Below are 18,794 nucleotides of genomic sequence, written 5' to 3'. Positions count from 1 at the left end.
TGTGCCTACGATGACATCGTGGGCCAGAGACGTCATCCGCGGGGGCTGCATCCCGTCATCACCGCGCGACGGCCTCTCGGAGGGCTCGTCGCCTCGCTCCGCCCCGCCCGGTCGCGGCTGCTCGTGGCGGTGCTCGCCTACCTCGTGAAGGACAGCCCGATCTGGGTGCTGCCCGTCATCACGTCGGCCGTGATCGACACCGTCGTGGCCGGCGGATCCCCGGCGACCCTGCTGGGGCTCGGCGCCGGCGCGCTGGTCCTCGTCGCGCTGAACTACCCGGCGGCGCAGCTCTTCGTGCGCCTGTTCATGTCGACGGTGCGCGATCTCGGCGTCTCCCTGCGCAACCAGCTCGCCCACCGCCTCCAGGAGCTGTCGATCGGCTTCCACACGCGCTCGAGCTCGTCGGTGATGCAGACCAAGGTCGTGCGCGACGTCGAGAACGTCGAGCTGATGCTGCAGCAGGGCGCGAACCCGCTGCTCAGCGCCCTCGGCGTCATCGTCGGCGCACTGGCCGTGGTGGCCGTGCAGGTGCCCGGATTCCTGATCCTCTTCGTGCTGGTCGTGCCGCTCTCCGTGCTGCTGGTCGCCGGAGTGCGGAAGCGCTCGGCGACGCGCAACGAGCGGTTCCGCCGCGACGTCGAGCACTTCTCGTCGCAGGTCGGCGAGATGGCGTCGCTCCTGCCGATCACCCGCGCGCACGGCCTCGAGGGCGTCGCGACGCGACGGATGAACCAGAGCGCGCAGACGGTGCGCGACTCCGGCTTCTCGCTCGACGTGCTGAACGGCCGCTTCACCGCCCTCGCGTGGGTGGCCTTCCAGTTCCTGTCGATCGCGTGCCTGATCGGGGCGGCGCTCATCTCGGTGACCGGGCTGCTGCCGGTCACGGCGGGCCAGGTCGTCCTCCTCAGCACCTACTTCGTGATGCTGACCAACTCGATCGTCAACCTGCTCAACCTCGCGCCGATCATCACGAAGGGCCGCGAGTCGCTCCGGTCGATCGCCGAGGTGCTCGAGGAGCCCGACATCGAGCGCAACGAGGGCATGGCCGCGCCCTCGCGCGTGGTCGGCCGGCTCCGCTTCGAGCGGGTGGCGTTCCGCTATCCGGATGCCGACACTCCCGCCGTCCTCGACCTCGACCTCGACGTCCGCCCCGGCGAGACCGTGGCCTTCGTCGGGCGCTCGGGCTCGGGCAAGTCGACGGTGCTGAACCTCGCGCTCGGGTTCCTCCGGCCGACGGAGGGGCGGATCCTGCTCGACGAGGTCGACATGAACACCCTCGATCTGCGCCGGGTGCGCCGAGCGGTGTCGGTCGTGCCGCAGGACTCGGTGCTCTTCACGGGCAGCATCCGCGAGAACGTCACCTACGGACTCGACGACGTCGACGACGAGCAGGTGCGCCGGGCGCTCAGGGACGCGAACGCGTGGGACCTCGTCGAGAGCCTCCCGCGCGGCCTCGACACCCTGCTCGGCGAGAAGGGCGCGCGCCTCTCGGGCGGTCAGCGGCAGCGGATCTCGATCGCCCGCGCGCTGATCCGCGACCCGCGCATCCTGCTCCTCGACGAGGCGACCAGCGCGCTCGACAGCGAGTCGGAGCAGCTCGTGCAGGAGGCGCTGCTCCGCCTGCGCGCGGGACGGACGACGCTGGTGGTCGCGCACCGGCTGTCGACCATCCGCTCGGCCGACCGGATCGTCGTGCTCGACGCGGGCCGGGTCGTCGAGTGCGGGACGCACGACGAGCTGCTCGCGGCCGAGGGCGTGTACGCGGGGCTGCACGCCATCCAGGCGGGCTGAGCCCAGGCGCGCTCAGGCGTCGCGGGCGGTGCGCGCTCGCTCGCGGATGGCCAGCACGACCTCGGTCTTGGCGTCGGCGTAGGCGTTCATGTCGTCCCAGGGGCGGCCCAGGAGCGTGGTCTTGGTGCTCTCGTAGAGAGCGCGCTCGGCGGGGTCGGAGCGCAGGCGGTCGCGGAGCAGGAGGTAGTCGTCGATCTCGCGGGCGCCGCGTCCGTAGACGTGGACGTGGACGTCGCGCTCGGGCGTCCGCACGAGGCGGTGACCCGGCTCGCGGACGCGGAGCTCGTAGCCGGCCTCGAGGAGGGCGTCGAGGTAGTCCTCCTCGGCGGTGATGTCGGCCACCGCGACGACGATGTCGATGATCGGCTTCGCGGCGAGGCCGGGGACCGAGGTGGAGCCGATGTGCTCGACCTCGACGTCGGGCAGGGCATCGAGGATGCGGCGCCGGTGCTGCTCGTAGAGACCGGGCCAGCGGTCGTCGGAGGGGTGCAGCCCGACCCGGAGCGCCTCCCGACCGCCGATCAGCTCGACGGCCGCGATGTCGGGCCGACGAGGGGCGCTCATGCCCGCCACCCCGCGCGCTCCCGGACGGCCCGCTGCATCCGCAGGGCGATCTCCTTCAGCTGACGGCGCTGGGCGCCGGTGAGCGGGTCGAGGACGAGCCTCCTGACCGCCGCCTCGTGCGCCGGCGTGGCGGCGGTGAGGATCGCGCCGCCGTCGTCGGTGAGAGCGGCCAGAGTGGAGCGGCCGTCGGCGGGGTCCGGGCTGCGGCGGACCCAGCCGCGCGCCTCGAGCCGCGACACCGCGCGGGACAGTCGCGACAGCGAGCTGTTCGCGAAGTCGGCGAGGGTGCTCATCCGCACCGCGCGGTCGGGCGCCGCGCCCAGTGCGTAGAGGATGCCGTACTCGAAGTGGGTGAGCTCGAAGTCGCGAACGAGGTCGGCGTCGAGTGCCGGCGGCAGCCACTCCAGCACTGTCGCGAGTGCTGCCCAGGTCTCGAGGTCGGCGCCGGCGAGGGGGCGGTGATCGGGGCGGTTCTCGGCCATGCCCGGAGTCTACCCGTCACTTGACTGAGCAACTGTTCGACCGTACGGTACTGCTTGCTCAAGCAAGTTAATCGACCGTCAGGACTGTCATGGATCTCCAGCTCGCGCACCGCCGCGCCTTCGTCAGCGGCTCGACCCAGGGGATCGGCTGCGCCATCGCGCGGGCGCTCCTGCGCGAGGGTGCCGCGGTGGTGATCAACGGCCGGGACGACCGCAGGGTCCAGGAGGCGGTGCGTCGGCTCGAGCGGGAGGTGCCGGGCGGCGAGGTCTCGGGCATCGCGGCCGATCTCGCCGACGCCTCCGAGACCCAGCGGCTGCTCGACGCGCTCGGGGGCGTGGACATCCTCGTCAACAACGCCGGACTCTTCGACGTGACGCCGTTCGCCGATGTCGACGACGCCGCGTGGGCGCGCGTCCTCGACGTCAACCTGATGAGCGGGGTGCGCCTGTCGCGAGCGCTGCTCCCGCGGATGATCGACGCCGGCTGGGGCCGCATCGTCTTCATCGGCAGCGAGTCGGGCGTGAACGTGCCGGCCGACATGGTGCACTACGGCGTGAGCAAAGCGGCGATGCTCGCTCTGGGCAACGGTCTCGCCAAGCTCACCCGGGGCGCGGGAGTGACGGTCAACACGATCCTGGGCGGGCCGACCTACTCCGACGGCGTGGCCGCCGCCGTCCGGGGCCTCGCCTCCGCGAACGGGCTCGCCGAGGGCGACGTGAGGGCGCAGATCGCGGGCGGGAATCGGACGTCCCTGCTCGAGCGCTTCCTCGAGCCCGACGAGATCGCGACCCTCGCCGTGTACCTCGCGAGCCCGCTCTCGTCGGCGACGAACGGTGCCGCCCTCCGCGCCGACGGAGGCGTGCTGACCGGGATGCTGTAGGGACGCTCGACACCGCGGGCTCAGCCGGCTCGCACAGCTCATCGGCGTCGGGGTGCTTGCGCCGGACGAACCCGCCTGCGGGCGCGCTCAGAACGGTGGTGGCGCGTTGGTGAAGCGGGGCCGGGGTGGTGGGCCGGGTGGGCTGCCGGGGAGGGCGGGTGGCCGGGTGGTGACGCGGCGTCCGGTCGGGGTGGTCCAATCGGCGGTGCCGTCGGGATGCAGGACGTAGGTCCACCGGTCGCCGTGACGGACGTGGTGGTGGCCGGTGCAGAGCGACGCGAGGTTCTCGAGCGCCGTCTCGCCGCCGTTGCGCCACTCGATCGTGTGGTCGGCCTCCGACGTGGCGGCGGGGCGGGTGCAGCCGGGGAAGCGGCAGGTCTGGTCCCGCAGCTGGAGGTGTAGCCGCATCTGTGCCGGCGGGATGCGGTGGGTGCGCCCGACGGAGGCGACGGTCCGTGTGACCGGGTCGGTGAGGACTCGAGTGAAGGACGCCCCGCGATCGACCAGTGCACGGGCGACGTCGGCGGGGATCGGGCCGTACCCGTCGAGGTCGGCGGCGGCGTCATCGAGGCCGGCGGCCGTCGTCGCGGGCAGCGTGAGTCGAACCTCCGCGCGCACCCCGGGAACGAAGGTCGGCGCGGGGGCCTGCTCGTCGGAGACGGGCGTGGTGCCGGTGATGTCGCCGTCGCAGAGCAGATCGGCGAGGGCGTCGGCCCGAAGCTGCGCGAGGGTGCGCTCGTCCCCAGGCCCGTCGTCGCCGTCGCGGAGACTCCGGGCGATCCGGTCGAGGCGGTGGTAGGCGCCGAGAGCGGCCGGAGCCGGAAGGCAGGCGGTCAGCGTCGCCATCCCGTCGACCTCCGGCGTGAGCCATACCGCGCGGTCCTCGCGTGCGCGGGCGTGGCGCTGGGTGAGCGGCTGCTCGTGCAGCTGCTCCCGCCACCGCGCGAGCGCGCGTCGCAGCTGCGTCGGCGTCATCGTGAGGGCTGCATCGGCGGCACGCTCGTCGAGTGCGGCGCGCGATTCGGGCGGGAGGGTCGAGGCGGTCCGGCAGATCAGCTCGCCGGACTGCCAGAGGATCCGCGCGCCCGCCAGAGCGGCGCGGGTGAGCGGGAGGTCCTCGACGAGCAGCTGCGCGTGCTCGAGTCGGCGCGACACGGCCCACTCCGACGTGCCCAGGGCGACGGCCAGCTCGGCCCGGATCGAGCGCTCGGCGAGGTCGTTCGCCTCGCTCCGCGACAGGCGCAGCCCCCGCGCGAACGACTCCTGAGCCTCGAGCGCCCTGCGATGCCCCGCGTAGAGGCGCTCGGCCGTGGCGAGCAGCCGCGGCGCCATCGCGCGGTCCTCGCCCGCAACACCGTCACCGCACTCCCGCACCTCCGCGAGTACCGCGTCCGCTCTTCCGATCATCTCCATACGAGAAGCTAATCAGCGACCACTGACATTCGCTCACGTTCGCACCGTCAGGCTGACCCCCGCGCGCCTGGCATGGAGGAAGGACCGGAGACGGCCGTCGACACCGGTCAGCGCATCACTCCGGTGCGGGCACCCCGTTGTAGCGATTGCTCAGCGTCAGCCAGTCCGCGACGACAGCGGGCGAGATCGCCACGTCCGCGACGAAGACGCCCTCGGCGCCTCCCTCGATCCAGGAGCGCACGGCCTCGAGGTCGGCCAGTGACTCGATCCGAGCCCCCTGTGCTCCCATGGCGCGGCCCAGAGCGGCGAAGTCGACCCGCGCGAACCTCATCGCCGACACGTCCAGGCCGCGCACTCCGTACTGGTGCACCTCCATGCTGAACGCGGCGTCGTTCATCACCACGATCAGCGCCGACGGCAGCTCCCGCACGACGGTGTCGAGCTCGCTGAGCTCCATGAGGAGGCCTCCGTCGCCGGTGACGAGGACGGGCAGGCGGTCGTTCCGCACCTCGGCGATGCCCAGGAGGGAGCCCATGCCGAGACCGATGCACTGCAGCGCGAGACCGGGCAGGAGCATGGCCTGCGGGTCGGGAGCGCGGAGATGGCGCGGCGCCCAGCCCATGTAGTGGCCGTTGTCCTGAGTGATCGACCGAGCCTCGGGGAGGATGCCGTCGAGGGCGGCCATCACGGGGCGCGGATCGAGGAGGCCGTCGGCGGCGAACTCCGGGAACTCCTCGGCTCCGCGCCGGGGCAGCACAGCGGTGTGACGCCACCCGTCGAGCGGCGTCGCGGGGAGTGCCTCCAGGAGCGTCCTCGCGAAGTCCTGGGCGTCCGCGCGGTGGAACTCGTCGACCCGGTCGTGCGTCGCCGCGGCCAGTGTGTCGATCTGGATCACGTGGGAATCGGCGGCGATCAGGCCGTTGTAGCGCATCTGGTAGAGGTTCATGCTCGCGCCGACGACGAGGACGAGGTCCGCCCGGCCGATCAGCGCGGCGGCCTCCTCCGTCGAGAATCCGCCCGCGATGCCGATGTCCCAGGGCGACTCGAAGAGCCCGTGGGCCATCAGCGAGGTCGCGAACAGTGCGCCGACCCGGTCTCCGAGCTCGCGCAGCGCGCCGCCGGCTCCGGCGAGCACCGCGCCGTACCCGCCGAGGACGAGGGGGCGCTCTGCGGCGAGCAGGCGCGCGGCGATCCCGGCGGCCACCTCGGCCGGGACGGCGGGCGCGGCGGGGATCTCGTGCGCGCGCAGCACGGCGCCCTGCTCGAGCGGCGCCACCTCGACGGCGGAGGTCAGAGGTGCGTCGACGAGGTCGTAGGGCAGGGCGACGATGACGGGGACGCGATCGCGGCGGGCGATCTCGTACGCGAGCTCGGTCTGTGCGACGGCGTTCCCTCGGTCGACGACGAGCGTCCGCACGTGGACGGCGGCCGCCGCACCGATCTGATCGATGTCCTGCGGGCGCGGCCCGGTGCGAGGCGCGTCGCCCACGACGACGACCGCGGGGATGCGGGCGAGACGCGCTTCGGCGAGGGAGGTGAGGAGGTTGGTGAATCCCGCGCCGTAGGTCGCGGTCGCCGCGGCGATCGCGCCGCCCGCGAGGGTGTAGCTGTGCGCGGCGATGACGGTGGCGGTCTCGTGCCGCACCGTCACGACCCGGTGGCCGCGGCCGGTGAGGCTCGCCATGAAGTGCGCATTGCCGTTGCCCATGAGGCCGAACACGACCGGGCTCCGCTGTGCGACGACGTCCGCGACGGCCTCCGCGACGGTGGGGGTGGGGGCGTCGGCTCGATCAGTCATGGCATTCAGCAAAGCCTCTCCGGCGGACGCGGGCGCAGCCGGCGATGCTCCTCCGTCTGAGATCGCAGACAGTCGGAGGTCACCCGGTGGGCGGTGCCGCGAGATCGTCCCGGATGAGCTCGGCCGCGCGCTCGGCGAGCGTCATGACGACGCCGACCGGGTTGAGCGCGGGGATCGTCGGGAACGAGGAGGCGTCGACGACGCGCAGCCCCGTCACGCCGCGGACCCGGAGACGGGGGTCGAGCACCGCGAGCGGGTCGGCGTCGGCGCCCATCCTGGCCGTGCACGAGACGTGGTAGACGGTCTGGTGCGTGGCGCGGAGCGCGGCCGAGAGCTCCTCGTCCGTCTGCGCGTCGGGGCCGGGGAACACCTCGCGCACGATCAGGGAGGCGAGCGGTTCGTGCTGCGCGACCATCCGGGCACGACGGGCGCCCGCCACGAGCATCCGCTCATCGCGGCCCGCCGGGTCGCTGAAGGAGTTGTAGTCGATCGACGGGGCGGCATCCGGGTCGGCCGAGGTGATCCACACCCGCCCGCGGCTGCGCGGCTTGGCGACGTTGGGGACGAGCGAGATGCTGCCCTCCGGAAGCGTGAAGCCGGCTCGCTCGGCGTGCACGCCCCAGGTCTCGAGCGGGATGTGCGTCGAGACGTCGGGCAGGGTGCTGTCGGGGTCGATCGCGATGACGTAGCCCGCGTCCCAGCCGGTCGCGCTGATCGGGGGGCGCTCGGTGCGCGCCTCCCAGACGACCAGACCCTCCGCGTGGTCCTGCAGGTTCTCGCCGACACCGGGAAGGTCGACGTGCACCGGCACGCCCGCTGCCTCGAGGACGGCCCGAGGTCCGATGCCTGAGCGCTGCAGCAGGGCGGGACTGTCGATGGCGCCGCACGAGAGTACGACCTCGCGGCGCGCGCGCAGCTCCCGGACACCGTCGGGGGTGCGAACGAGCGCACCGACCGCGCGACCGTCCTCCACGATCACACGCACGACGAGTCCGTCGAGGGTGATGTGCAGATTCGGTCGGTGCTCGGCGCCGTGGAGTCGCAGGTAGCTGTGCGAGGCGGAGGACCGCTGATTCGTCGCGGGGTCGTAGCCGATCTCGAAGTAGCCGGCGCCCTGGACGAACTCGTGATCGTTCCAGGAGGGCTTCTCGTCGACGCCGAGGGCCGAGACGACGGCGTCGATCACGCCCTGCAGGTACGGGTTGCGGTCCTCGGGCGGGATGGGCGTGACGGGTGCCAGGAGCCGGTCGTACGTCGCCGACATGGTCTCGTAGTCCCAGCCGTCGGCGCCGAGCGAGACCCACTCGTCCATGTCGCCGCGGAGCGGGCGCCACGTGATCATCGTGTTCGCCGTCGAGCAGCCGCCGAGGATCCGGAGCCGGGACTGGCGGATGAAGGAGTTGCCCCGCGCGTTCGGCACGCTGCGGTAGTCGAGGTCGTACTCGCCCTCGAGCATCTCGGCCCAGCGGCGGATCGAGTTCGCGCGGGGCTCGTCCGCGTCGGAGGGGCCCGCTTCGACGAGGCCGACGCTGAGCGACGGGTCCTCGCTGAGGCGCGAGGCGACGATGATGCCGGCGGTGCCGCCGCCGAGGACGAGGACGTCGACGAGATCCGGAGTGTCGTAGGCCATGGTCATCCCTCCGAGGGCCCGGCGAACCAGGTGGTCTTGAGCGACGTGAACTTGTCGAGAGCGTGCAGCGACAGATCGCGTCCGAAGCCCGACTGCTTCACTCCGCCGAACGGAACGGTGACGTCGAGTGCGTCGACCGTGTTGACCGAGACGGTACCCGCCTGCAGCGCCGACGCGACCCGTCGGGCGCGGGAGAGACTGTCGGTGAAGACCGAGGCGGCGAGTCCGAACTCGCTCGCATTCGCCCGCGCGATCGCCTCGGACTCCTCGGTGAACGTCGAGACGGCGAGCAGCGGGCCGAAGAGCTCCTCCCGCTCGATCACCGCGCCGGCGGGCACGTCCCGGAAGGCCGTGGGCTCGAGGTAGTAGCCGCCGGACTCGAGATGCAGTCGGCCTCCGCCGAAGGCGAGTCCGGCCTCGCTGCGGCCGATGTCCACGTAGCGCTGGACGCGTTCGAGCTGCTTCGCGCTGATGAGCGGACCCATGGTCGACGCGGGGTCGAGGGGATCGCCGACGCGCAGAGCGGCGGCGCGGAGGCGGATCCGCTCGAGGAGCTCGTCGGCGATGCGGGCCTCGACGAGGAGGCGGGAGTTGGCCGAGCAGACCTGGCCCGAGCATCCGAAGATCCCCGCGACCGCTCTGTCGGCGACGAGGTCGAGATCGGCGGCGTCGGCGAAGACGAGGCCGGCGCTCTTGCCGCCGGCCTCGAGCCAGACCTGCTTCATGTTGGACTCGCCCGCGTAGCGCAGGAAGAGCCTGCCGACGGCCGTGGAGCCGGTGAAGGCGATCGCATCGACGTCGGAATGCCGGCCGAGCGCCTGCCCCGCCTCGTCGCCGAGCCCGGGTACGACGTTGAGCACACCGTCCGGCAGGCCCGCTTCGATCGCGAGCTCGGCGAGCCGCAGCGCCGAGAGCGGCGACTCCTCAGCGGGCTTCAGCACGACGCTGTTCCCGGCGGCGAGAGCGGGAGCGAGCTTCCAGATCGCCATCTCGAGCGGGTAGTTCCAGGGGACGACCGCGCCGATCACGCCGAGCGGCTCGCGGGTGATGATCGCGAGATCGCCGGGAGCGGTCGGCGCGACCTCGCCGTACTGCTTGTCGATCGCCTCGGCGTACCACTGGAGGATGTGCGCGGAGCCGGGGATGTCGACGGTCGACGTGTCGGCGATGAGCTTGCCGCCGTCGAGAGTGTCGAGCAGCGCGAGCTCGTCGGCGTGGGTGCGGACGAGGTCTGCGAGGCGCAGCAGGACGGCCTTGCGGTGCGCCGGAGCGCTGCGCGACCACGATCCGGCCGAGAAGGCGCGGCGCGCGGCGGCGACGGCGCGGTCGATGTCCTCGGCTCCGCCCCGGGCGACGCTCGCGAGCACGAGACCGGTCGCGGGGTCGAGGGTGTCGAAGGTGCCGCCGTCGGCGGCGTCGACGGGCGATCCGTCGATGAAGGCACGGCGGCGGGGCTCGATCGAGCGGGCGAGTCGAGCCCAGTCCTCACGGGTGCGCATGGTGGTCCTCCTGGTGGTGCGGGTTCTCGAGGGCGTCGATCGCGGTCTGGGCGAGCAGCACGGCGCCGTCCCGCACTGCGCGGTCGGCGGCGGGCGTCGCGGCGGCGGCGGCGAACGCCGGCTGGTGGTTGACCGACGGGAGCGAGGCGATGCCGAGGTAGGGGTGGAGGGCGCGGATCCGCTGCGAGACGTTGCCCATGTCGGTGGAGGCCGTGGCCATGCCGCGCGGGCCGGCCTCGTCCAGGTCCATGTCGCGGCCGACGGCGGCGGCGTTCGCGGCGAAGAGCTCGGCGAGCCGGTCGTCGTTGCGGAACTCGGCGTAGCGGGGGCTCGTCTCCGTGAGCTCCCACTCGACGCCTGCGGCCAGGGCACCCGCCTCGAAGCAGGCCCGCACCCGGGGGAAGACGTCGTCGAGCTCGGCCAGGTCGTCGGCGCGGACGTACCAGGATCCCTCGGCGAGGTCGGGGACGGCATTGGGGGCGGTGCCGGCGGCCGTGACGATGCCGTGCACGCGGATCGACGTCGGCAGCTGCTGCCGGAGGAGTCCGATCGCGACCTGGGCGATCGTGAAGGCGTCCGCTGCGTTGCGGCCGAGGTGCGGGTAGGCGCCGGCGTGCGCGGTGGCGCCGCGGTAGCGCACGTCGAAGTGCGCGACGGCGCGGGGTCGCGCGTACACCGCGTCGGCGGGGCCGGGGTGGATCATCATGGCGAGCGCGAGGGAGTCGAAGCATCCGGCCTCGAGCATCGCGATCTTGCCGCCCCCGCCCTCCTCGGCCGGAGTGCCGAGGAGACGCACGGCGACTCCGGCGTCGGCGAGGGCCGCGGCGGCGCCGATCGCGGCCGCGGCGATGACGTTGTGCCCGCAGGCGTGACCGAGCCCCGGCAGGGCGTCGTACTCGGCGACGATCCCGACGACCGGGCGTCCGTCGCGGGGCCCGTGATCGGCGGTGAAGGCCGTCTCGAGTCCGGCGGCGCCTCGCTCCACCCGGAAGCCGCGCTCCTCGAGCGCCTCGGCGAGCAGCGCCGCCGACGCGTGCTCCCGCCAGGCCGTCTCGGGCTCCGCGTGCAGACGGTGGCTGATCCGCAGGAGCACGTCGAGCCCCGCGTCGACGTGAGCCGCGACGCGCCGCTTGCGGTCGGAGGCGCTCACTCGTCGCCCGGCACGCCGTACGAGGGTGCGGCCTCGGGGTCGAGGGCGCGACGGCGGTAGTCGAGCTTCTGCGGGAGCCAGACGCCCAGCAGGCGCTCGAGCTCGGTGACCGGGTCGTCGGCGTCGTCGACGCGCAGGTCGGTGACCCGCCACGGCACGTCCTCGACGACGGCGAGTCCCGCGGAGCGGACCGGGCCCGCCTCGCCGCCCGCCTCGATCGCGCCGCGCAGAGCGTCGAGCAGACGTTCTTCCAGGGTCGACCCCGTGCTCGCGTGGAAGGCCGAGAGCATGGCGCCGGGAACGCCGTCGTGAGCGAGCAGATTGCCGGCCGCGGCGGCGGACGAGCCCTGGACGGCCGAGTGGAGCCCGAGTGCCCGGTCGCCCGAGTGGAGGGCGGTCCGTCCGGACGCGTCGACGAGGAGGAGCTGGCGGTACTGCGGGAACGCCTCATCGGCGAGAACGGCCGCGAGCGCGGTCGCGGAGTCGACGCCCGCCTCGAGTGCGTCGAGCAGCGCGGTGCCCAGCGCGGGATTGGTCACGTTCTGCGACGCGACCGCGCCGACGCCCGCGCGCAGGTGCAGGCAGCGTGCGGCGACGGCGGGGCTCGACGAGCTCACGACCATGCCGAGCGCTCCGGTCAGGGGGTCGCGGGCGACCAGCGAGACGGTCACGACGCGGGCTCGCTGAGGACGGCGGTCGCGTCGATCTCGACGAGCCACTCCGGTCGTGCGAGCGCCTGGACGACGAGTCCGGTCGAGACCGGGTGGACGCCCTTGAGCCAGGCGCCCATGACGCGGTAGACCGGCTCGCGGTACCGGATGTCGGTCAGGTAGACCACGACCTTCACGATGTCGGCGAGGCTGCTCCCGGACTCGCGCAGCAGGAGATCGATGTTGGCCATGGCCTTCTCCGCCTGCGCCTCGACGTCGCCGATGCCGACGCTCTCGCGGGTGTCGAGGTCCTGTCCGATCTGACCGCGCAGGTAGACCACGCCGCCCGCCACGACCGCCTGGCAGAGATCGTTGTCGAGGCTCTGCTCCGGATACGTCTCCCGGGTGTTGAAGGGGCGGATGCGGGTGTGCGTGGTCATCGGGCGGCTCCGGTCACGAGGTCGAGGGTGGGGGAGGCGGGGTCGTACTGGGCGTAGCTGCGCTGGATGCCGATCTGGTCGGCCACGAAGCGGGCGTCGTGCCAGACCCCCCAGACGAAGCTGGAGCCGCGGCGCGACTGCCAGGGGAGGCCGAGGAAGTAGACGCCGGGCTCGATCGAGACGCCGCGCTGGTGGACGGGGCGCCCGCGGTCGTCGAACGCCTCGGGCGCGATGCGCAGCCACGAGTAGTCGGTCGCGTATCCGGTGGCCCAGACGATGCTCGTGATGCCGGCGGCGGCGAGATCGAGCTCGGCGAGGGGATCGGTGACGCAGCGAGGCTCGGGGCCGAGCTCGTGGGCTGCGGGCTCCTCCGGCAGGTCGAGTCCGTTGGCGGCGACGTAGGCGTCGGCCTCGGCGAGCAGGGTCAGGTAGTTCGCGTCTCCCCGCGCGATGTTCGTCCCGACGTCGGTGCCGAAGGCGAGCCTGCCGTCGTGGTAGGCGCCGGTGCGGCCCACGAGCGTGATGCCGTTCGCCGCGAGGTCGCGGAAGTCGATGGTGCGGCCGCCGTGCGCTCCGCTGACCGCGATGGTCACGTGCTCGGCGCCGGCGGGCGGCGCGGCGAGGTCCCACTTGCCGAGCACCCCGAGCCACCAGACGAAGTCGCGACCCCGGTACCGGCGCGGCGGTCGGTCGTGCGGGCCGACGGAGAGGTGCACGCTGCGGCCGGAGCGATTCAGCTCGTCCGCGATCTGCACGCCCGAGGAGCCTGCGCCGACGACGAGGACTCCTCCGTCGGGCAGCTGCGCGGGGCTGCGGTAGGTGCTCGAGTGGATCTGGTGGAGACCGGAGTCCGCGGGCACGTTCGTCGGCACGACCGGGGTCTGGAACGGTCCCGTCGCGGCGACGACGAAGCGCGCCTCGATCTCGCCCGTCGAGGTCACGACGCGGAAGCCCGGTCGCCCCTCGAGGCGCGTGACCGAGAGCACCTCGACCCCTGTGCGGACCGGGGCGCCGATGTGCGCGGCGTACGCGGCGAAGTACTCGGCCATCTGGTCCTTGGTGGCGAAGCCGTCGGGATCGACGCCCGCGATCTCGAGGCCGGGGAACCGGTCGTGCCAGGCGGGACCGTTGGCCACGAGCGAGTCCCAGCGCCCGGTGCGCCAGCGCTCGGCGATGCGGTCGCGCTCGAGCACCACATGCGGCACTCCGGCGTCCAGCAGGTGCTCGCTCATGGCGACGCCGGCCTGGCCTGCGCCGACGACGACGACTTCGAACTTCTCGGGTTGCATGGGGCTCCACTTCGATGCTGCGGCTCACGGCGCGGGCCCCCTGTGAGGTCGCGTCCTGATCTGTCGCGCTGCCTGGCCCAGCGCCCTGCGCACTCATCCTGGGATGCCTCGGAGCGCCCCGGCAAATAGCGTTCGAGTATCGTGAACATCGGAAATTCGGATGCAACGCCGGGTTCACATCGGCGTAACACATTGGAAATGCGCAGCGGCCCTCGCCGGTCGGTCGGAAGGAGACACGCGTGGCAGGACGGCCCGAGTTCACGTTCACCCAGCTCAACTACTTCGCCCGCGCCGCCGAGCTCGGCTCGATGACGGATGCGGCCGCCGAGCTCTTCGTCGCGCAGTCGGCCGTCTCGACCGCGGTGCAGCACCTCGAGCGGACGCTCCAGACCCAGCTCTTCATCCGCCACCGGGTGAAGGGCCTCCAGCTCACGGCGGCGGGAGACGAGCTGCTGACCCGGGCCAGGGAGGTGCTGGGCGCCGTCCACGACACGCTCGACGCCTTCCGGCCCGACGCCCTGAGCGGTCCCCTCCACGCCGCCTGCTTCCCGACGCTCGCGCCCTTCTACCTGCCGCAGATCATCCACGATCTCGAACGGACCCACCCCGGCATCGAGGCGCGCGTCAGGGAGGGCACCGCCGACGAGGTGGCCCGGGCCCTCGGCAACCGCGCCATCGACATCGCGCTCACCTACGACCTGGGGCTCGGCGACGGCATCAGCAAGGAGCTGCTCGCGACCGCCCCCGTCTCCGTCGCCGTCGCCGAGGACGATCCGCTCGCGCTGCGCGACGGCCTGACTCTCGACGAGCTGGCGGCGCGGCCCATGATCCTGCTCGACATGCCGGTGAGCCGCGACTACTTCGTGGGGCTCTTCGCGCAGCGCGGACTCAGTCCCCACATCCGCTACCGCTTCGCGAGCTTCGAGACCGTGCGCGCGATGGTGGCCCGCGGGCACGGTTTCGCGCTGCTCAACCAGCGGCCCGCCGTCGGGCGCAGCTACGACGGGGGACGACTCGTGACCCGTCCCCTGCTCGATGACGTCCCCGGCCTCGACATCGTGCTCGCGACGCGATCGGGGGAGCCGCTCAGCCGCAAGGCGGGGGCCTTCGCCGAGCGGGCGCGGTCGGCGGTGCGGCTCCTGGCCGAGGGACCGGCGCACGAGCCGCGGGTGCTCTGAGGCGGTCCGGGCCCGGTTCCGGCGGTCCCTACGATGAGGGCGGGGCGTCCGCCCCGGGACGGAGCGGCAGCGTGCAACGAGTCGACCAGCGTCGCATCCGCACGGTCAACGCGTCGCTGACCCTGCGCGCGCTGTACGACGGCGGCACGCTCACGATCGACGAGGTGCGCCGCGCGACGGGCCTCTCGCGGAGGACGACCGAGGCGATCCTCGAGGACCTGGGCCGCCGGGAGTGGGTCGTCGACGTCGAGCCGGAGCGCCGGGACGGCCGAGGGCGGGGACGGCCCGCGCGCCGCTACGCCTTCAACTCCGCGAGCGGAGCGATCGTGGCCGTGCGTCTCGATCTCGAGGACATCACCGTCACGGTCGCCGACCTCTCGGGTGCGCCGATCGTCGAGCACGCCGTCGCGACTCCCCGGGGCCTGCGGCGCCCGGAGCGGATCGGCGTGCTCCGCACGGCGATCGAGGCTGCCCTCGCGGCCAGCGGTCGCAGTGCCGAGGCCGTCCTGGCGGTGACGGTCTCGACCCTCGGCATCGTCCGCGACGACGGCCTCGTCGACCTGCCCATGACGATCCCGGAGTGGTCGCGGTTCTCGATCGCCCGCGAGATCGATGCGATGTTCGACTGCCCGGTGCGCGTCGAGAACGACGCCAAGCTCGCGGCGCTCGGCGAGCGGATGGCCGGCGTGGCGCGCGGCGTGGACGACTTCGTGCGGCTGCGCGCCGACCGCGGAACGGTCGGACTCGGCATCGTGCTCAGGGGCGAGCTGTTCCGCGGGCACGACGGCGTGGCCGGTGAGATCGTCTGGGCGGAGCGCTACGGCCTCGCCGCCCTCGACCGCCACGTCCTGGGCGGACTCGGCGGGGACGATGCGGAGCGCAGTGCCGGGGCCGCGGCGTTCGTCGCGGCGGTCCGCTCCGGGGATCCCTCGGCACGCGCCTCGGCCGAGCGCCTCGCCGAGGAGCTGGCGCCCGGCCTCGCGATCCTGGCGTGGACGCTCGCGCCCGAGCTCATCGTGCTCGACGGTGCGTTCGCCGAGCTCCAGGAGGTGTTCGTGCCGGCGTTCGAGCGGGAGCTGGCGCGGGCGGGCACCGCTCCGGCGAGCCGGTTCGCCGCATCGGAGCTCGGGTCGCCCTCCGCGATCCTGCACGGTGCGCTCCGGTCGTGCCTCGACGAGGTGCAGGCTCTGCTCTTCTCGGGCAGCGAGCTGGACGCTGCGCCGAGCCTCTGATCCGGAGCGGCGGGCGATTTACGGCACCCGCTGCGCACAATTAATCCGACCGTAACGAACGAGCCGAAGCGACGCATCGGATTCGGCGATGCCCGGATTCCCGGGCTTCTCGGCCGGCGCGCCCCGCGGTCCGTGTCGCCCCTGTCACGAGCATGTTTCCCCGGTGTTTCACCGACGCCTCGGGCCGACTCGCGATCCCGAGGCGCCCCGGACGGCGCCCTCGAGGCGCTCCTATGCTCCATCCCAGCCGGACGAGGACTCGCCGGAACTCCTGACGAATGGGACGAGATGGACCAGCACACCCCCGTTTTCGGCGTCGACCTGTTCGCCTTCTGGCACGAGGACGTCTTCGGACTCGAGAGCGTGGAGGCCGTCGTCCGCAGGGGCGCCGAGGAGCCGCGAGAGCTGTGGGACGTCCTGCTGGACCGCATCGTCGCCTCGGGGGTCTCGGCCATCGAGCTCACCTTCGCCCCCTTCGACTGGCGCACAGGAGCGGCCGCCTACGGGTCGACCCGGGCCTTCCTCGACGAGCTCGGCGGTCGCGGGCTGAGCGTCTGCGGCGGCTACCTCCCGGCGCTCGAGCGCCCGGAGGCGCTGGCGACCGAGCGTCGCAGTGCGCTGCTCGAGGACGTGCGCGCCTACACCGACTTCCTCGCGCAGGCCGGAGCGACCGCGCTCATCGGCAGCGCTCCCCTGCGCAGCACCCGCGGCAGCGTCGACGCCGTGCCGGTCGACCTGCGCACCGTGCAGGCGCTCTCGGACCCGTTCCACGACGTGGGCCGCGTCGCGCACGCCGCCGGCCTGCGCTTCGGGCTGCACACGGAGTCGCACTCGGCGATGTGGCTCGAGCGCGACATCGACCTCTTCATGCTCGCCACCGATCCGTTCTACGTCGGACTGTGCCCGGACGCCGCGCACATCACCCTCGGCGGCGGAGACGCGGTGGCCGTCGCCCGCCGGCATCGCGACCGCCTCGTCTCGGCGCACTGGAAGGACTCGACCGGCACGATCTCGTGGGACCTGACCCTCGACGAGAGCGTGCACGTCGCCCATCGCGCCTTCTGCGGTGTGCCCGGCACCGGAGTCGTCGACTGGGCCGCGTGGACCGAGGTCATGACCGCCGCGGGCCTCACCGACCCCGTCCTGCTCGAGGTGGACGCGATCGCGACGCCCGTGCAGGAGATCCGAGCAGCGATCGAGCACCTCACGCCGCTGCTGCGCGCCGCGCCCTCCGCCGCCTGATCCGCGCGCACCCCGTCCCTCCCGACCCGCACCACTCGCCCTCTGCGCACCACCGCACGTCCCCGCACCGCCTCATCCCTTCCACCGAGCTCCGAGGAGCATGCATCATGACCCACCGCCACACCCGCTCGCTGACGATCGCCGCTGCGGTCGCCGGCATCGCCGCGCTGACCCTCACGGGCTGCGTGGACGCCGAGGTCGCCGAGACCGGCACCTCCGCCGGCGCCTCCGGACTGCCGACCGACCTCGTCGCGGCGGCCGTCGACAAGGCCGCCGCCATCGCCGACGGCGAGGACCTCGAGGGCACGACGGTGTCGCTCGTCGGCACGTGGGGCGGCGAGGAGCGCGAGCGCTTCCTCTCGACCCTCGCGCCCTTCGAGGAGGCGACCGGCGTGACGATCGACTTCACGGGCAACGAGGACTACGAGACGCTCCAGCAGACCTCCCTCGCGGCGGGCACCCCCATCGACGTCGTCGCCGCGGGCAACCTCGGCACGGTGAACGAGTACGCGGGCTCCGACGCGATCGACCTCAACGAGCTCATCGGAGAGGACGTCATCGCCGACAACTACGCACCGGGGTTCATCGACTCGACGACCGTCGACGGGGGCAACTACGGGCTCTGGACGATGGTCGACAACTACATGATCTGGTACGACCCGTCGGTCTACGAGGGCCCCGCACCCGAGGACCTCACCTGGGACGACCTCACCGCCTACACCGATTCGCTCGCGGGTTCCGGCACGGCGGCGTGGTGCATGGGTCTGAGCGCCGGAGCCAACACCGGCTGGCCGGGCTCCTACTTCGTCTTCAACCTCATGCTCAAGGAGTTCGGTCCCGACCTGCTCACGGGTCTCGCCGACGGCACCCACGCGTGGGACTCGGACGAGGTCCGCGCCTCCTTCGCCCGTTTCGGCGAGGTCGTCGCCGACGACCAGACCGTGCTCGGCGGCCCGGACGCCGTCCTCACGACCGACCCGGGTGCCGTCGGCGCCGGGATGTACACCGACCCGCAGCAGTGCGCACTCGAGCACTGGGGCACCTACACCGCCTCGATCATCCTGGGCGGCGACCCCTCGCTCGAGCCGGGCACCGACCTGGACTTCATGGAGATGCCCTCCATCACGCCCGAGTACGCCGGAGCGAACGGCTACGGCGGGACCGTCTTCACCGCCTTCGCGGATCGCCCCGAGGTCGCGGCCTTCATGGAGTACATGGCCTCCGTCGAGTCGTCCGATCTGATCGCCTCGACCGGCAACTGGATCGGCGCGAACGCGAACATCGACGCCGAGGCGTTCCCGAACTCGATCCTCGCCGGCGTCTCGGAGCAGCTGCTCACCGGCTCCGACCAGCTCGTGCCCTTCCCGATCGCCTCGACCCCCAGCGCGGTCACGGCGGCCTTCTACACGACCGTCGCGGAGTTCGTGCAGGACCCCGCCTCGCTCGATCAGAACCTCGCGGCCGTCGACGCCGCGGTCGCCGCGAACTGACCCGGCCGGGCGGCAGGGGGGAGCGACCCTCCCTGCCGCTCCGAGCCCCTCACCCGGCAGGAGAC

16 protein-coding genes are annotated in these 18,794 nt (G+C 72.7%); 6 read left to right on the top strand and 10 right to left on the bottom strand.

Annotated elements, in window-relative coordinates; translation table 11 throughout:
* The first annotated feature begins 18 nt into the window (after positions 1-18).
* Positions 19-1,791: an ABC transporter ATP-binding protein gene (locus tag GRS92_RS15010; protein ID WP_235022050.1), complete on the top strand. Its 1,773-nt coding sequence runs from the start codon at positions 19-21 to the stop codon at positions 1,789-1,791.
* Between the two features lie 12 nt (positions 1,792-1,803).
* Here the strand turns inward: GRS92_RS15010 and GRS92_RS15005 are convergent, their stop codons facing one another.
* Positions 1,804-2,355, bottom strand: coding sequence for a GrpB family protein (locus GRS92_RS15005; protein ID WP_159857832.1), 552 nt, complete (start codon positions 2,353-2,355; stop codon positions 1,804-1,806).
* On the bottom strand, positions 2,352-2,837 hold the full coding sequence (locus tag GRS92_RS15000; protein WP_159857830.1) for a MarR family winged helix-turn-helix transcriptional regulator: 486 nt from the start codon (positions 2,835-2,837) through the stop codon (positions 2,352-2,354). Before GRS92_RS15000 ends, GRS92_RS15005 begins: the two co-directional genes overlap by 4 nt.
* An 89-nt stretch (positions 2,838-2,926) precedes the next feature.
* Between GRS92_RS15000 and GRS92_RS14995 the strand changes: the two genes are divergently transcribed.
* Positions 2,927-3,718: an SDR family NAD(P)-dependent oxidoreductase gene (locus GRS92_RS14995; RefSeq protein ID WP_159857828.1), complete on the top strand. Its 792-nt coding sequence runs from the start codon at positions 2,927-2,929 to the stop codon at positions 3,716-3,718.
* A gap of 87 nt (positions 3,719-3,805) precedes the next feature.
* Here the strand turns inward: GRS92_RS14995 and GRS92_RS14990 are convergent, their stop codons facing one another.
* The 8 genes from GRS92_RS14990 to GRS92_RS14955 all read right to left on the bottom strand — a co-directional run bounded on the left by GRS92_RS14990 (position 3,806) and on the right by GRS92_RS14955 (position 13,587).
* Positions 3,806-5,125, bottom strand: a complete 1,320-nt coding sequence (locus GRS92_RS14990) for an HNH endonuclease signature motif containing protein (protein ID WP_235022049.1) — start codon at positions 5,123-5,125, stop codon at positions 3,806-3,808.
* Positions 5,126-5,246: 121 nt separating this feature from the next.
* On the bottom strand, positions 5,247-6,929 hold the full coding sequence (locus GRS92_RS14985; protein ID WP_159857824.1) for a thiamine pyrophosphate-binding protein: 1,683 nt from the start codon (positions 6,927-6,929) through the stop codon (positions 5,247-5,249).
* Between the two features lie 79 nt (positions 6,930-7,008).
* On the bottom strand, positions 7,009-8,559 hold the full coding sequence (locus tag GRS92_RS14980; RefSeq protein ID WP_159857822.1) for a GMC family oxidoreductase: 1,551 nt from the start codon (positions 8,557-8,559) through the stop codon (positions 7,009-7,011).
* Between the two features lie 2 nt (positions 8,560-8,561).
* The gene (locus GRS92_RS14975; protein ID WP_159857820.1) at positions 8,562-10,058 is read right to left on the bottom strand and encodes an aldehyde dehydrogenase; all 1,497 of its coding nucleotides are present in this window, start codon (positions 10,056-10,058) and stop codon (positions 8,562-8,564) included.
* Positions 10,045-11,208, bottom strand: coding sequence for an amidohydrolase (locus tag GRS92_RS14970; RefSeq protein WP_159857818.1), 1,164 nt, complete (start codon positions 11,206-11,208; stop codon positions 10,045-10,047). Before GRS92_RS14970 ends, GRS92_RS14975 begins: the two co-directional genes overlap by 14 nt.
* Positions 11,205-11,879: a DUF1028 domain-containing protein gene (locus GRS92_RS14965; protein WP_159857816.1), complete on the bottom strand. Its 675-nt coding sequence runs from the start codon at positions 11,877-11,879 to the stop codon at positions 11,205-11,207. Before GRS92_RS14965 ends, GRS92_RS14970 begins: the two co-directional genes overlap by 4 nt.
* Complete coding sequence (locus tag GRS92_RS14960; RefSeq protein ID WP_159857814.1) at positions 11,876-12,298, bottom strand: RidA family protein; 423 nt, start codon at positions 12,296-12,298, stop codon at positions 11,876-11,878. Before GRS92_RS14960 ends, GRS92_RS14965 begins: the two co-directional genes overlap by 4 nt.
* Positions 12,295-13,587: a flavin-containing monooxygenase gene (locus GRS92_RS14955; RefSeq protein WP_159857812.1), complete on the bottom strand. Its 1,293-nt coding sequence runs from the start codon at positions 13,585-13,587 to the stop codon at positions 12,295-12,297. The genes GRS92_RS14960 and GRS92_RS14955 overlap by 4 nt, the downstream gene beginning before the upstream one ends.
* A gap of 239 nt (positions 13,588-13,826) precedes the next feature.
* Between GRS92_RS14955 and GRS92_RS14950 the strand changes: the two genes are divergently transcribed.
* The 4 genes from GRS92_RS14950 (at position 13,827) to GRS92_RS14935 (ending at position 18,729) form a co-directional block, all read left to right on the top strand.
* On the top strand, positions 13,827-14,765 hold the full coding sequence (locus GRS92_RS14950; protein WP_159857810.1) for a LysR family transcriptional regulator: 939 nt from the start codon (positions 13,827-13,829) through the stop codon (positions 14,763-14,765).
* A gap of 71 nt (positions 14,766-14,836) precedes the next feature.
* Positions 14,837-15,997, top strand: coding sequence for an ROK family protein (locus tag GRS92_RS14945; protein ID WP_159857808.1), 1,161 nt, complete (start codon positions 14,837-14,839; stop codon positions 15,995-15,997).
* 288 nt (positions 15,998-16,285) lie between these two features.
* Positions 16,286-17,239, top strand: a complete 954-nt coding sequence (locus GRS92_RS14940; protein ID WP_159857806.1) for a sugar phosphate isomerase/epimerase family protein — start codon at positions 16,286-16,288, stop codon at positions 17,237-17,239.
* 107 nt (positions 17,240-17,346) lie between these two features.
* The gene (locus tag GRS92_RS14935; RefSeq protein ID WP_159857804.1) at positions 17,347-18,729 is read left to right on the top strand and encodes an ABC transporter substrate-binding protein; all 1,383 of its coding nucleotides are present in this window, start codon (positions 17,347-17,349) and stop codon (positions 18,727-18,729) included.
* Positions 18,730-18,794 lie beyond the last annotated feature (65 nt).

This window comes from Rathayibacter sp. VKM Ac-2754 (genome assembly GCF_009807095.1).
In the GTDB taxonomy this organism is placed as follows: Bacteria; Actinomycetota; Actinomycetes; order Actinomycetales; family Microbacteriaceae; genus Rathayibacter.
The sequence above is the reverse complement of the archived record's forward strand: the minus strand, read 5'-3'. Positions and strand labels throughout refer to the sequence as shown.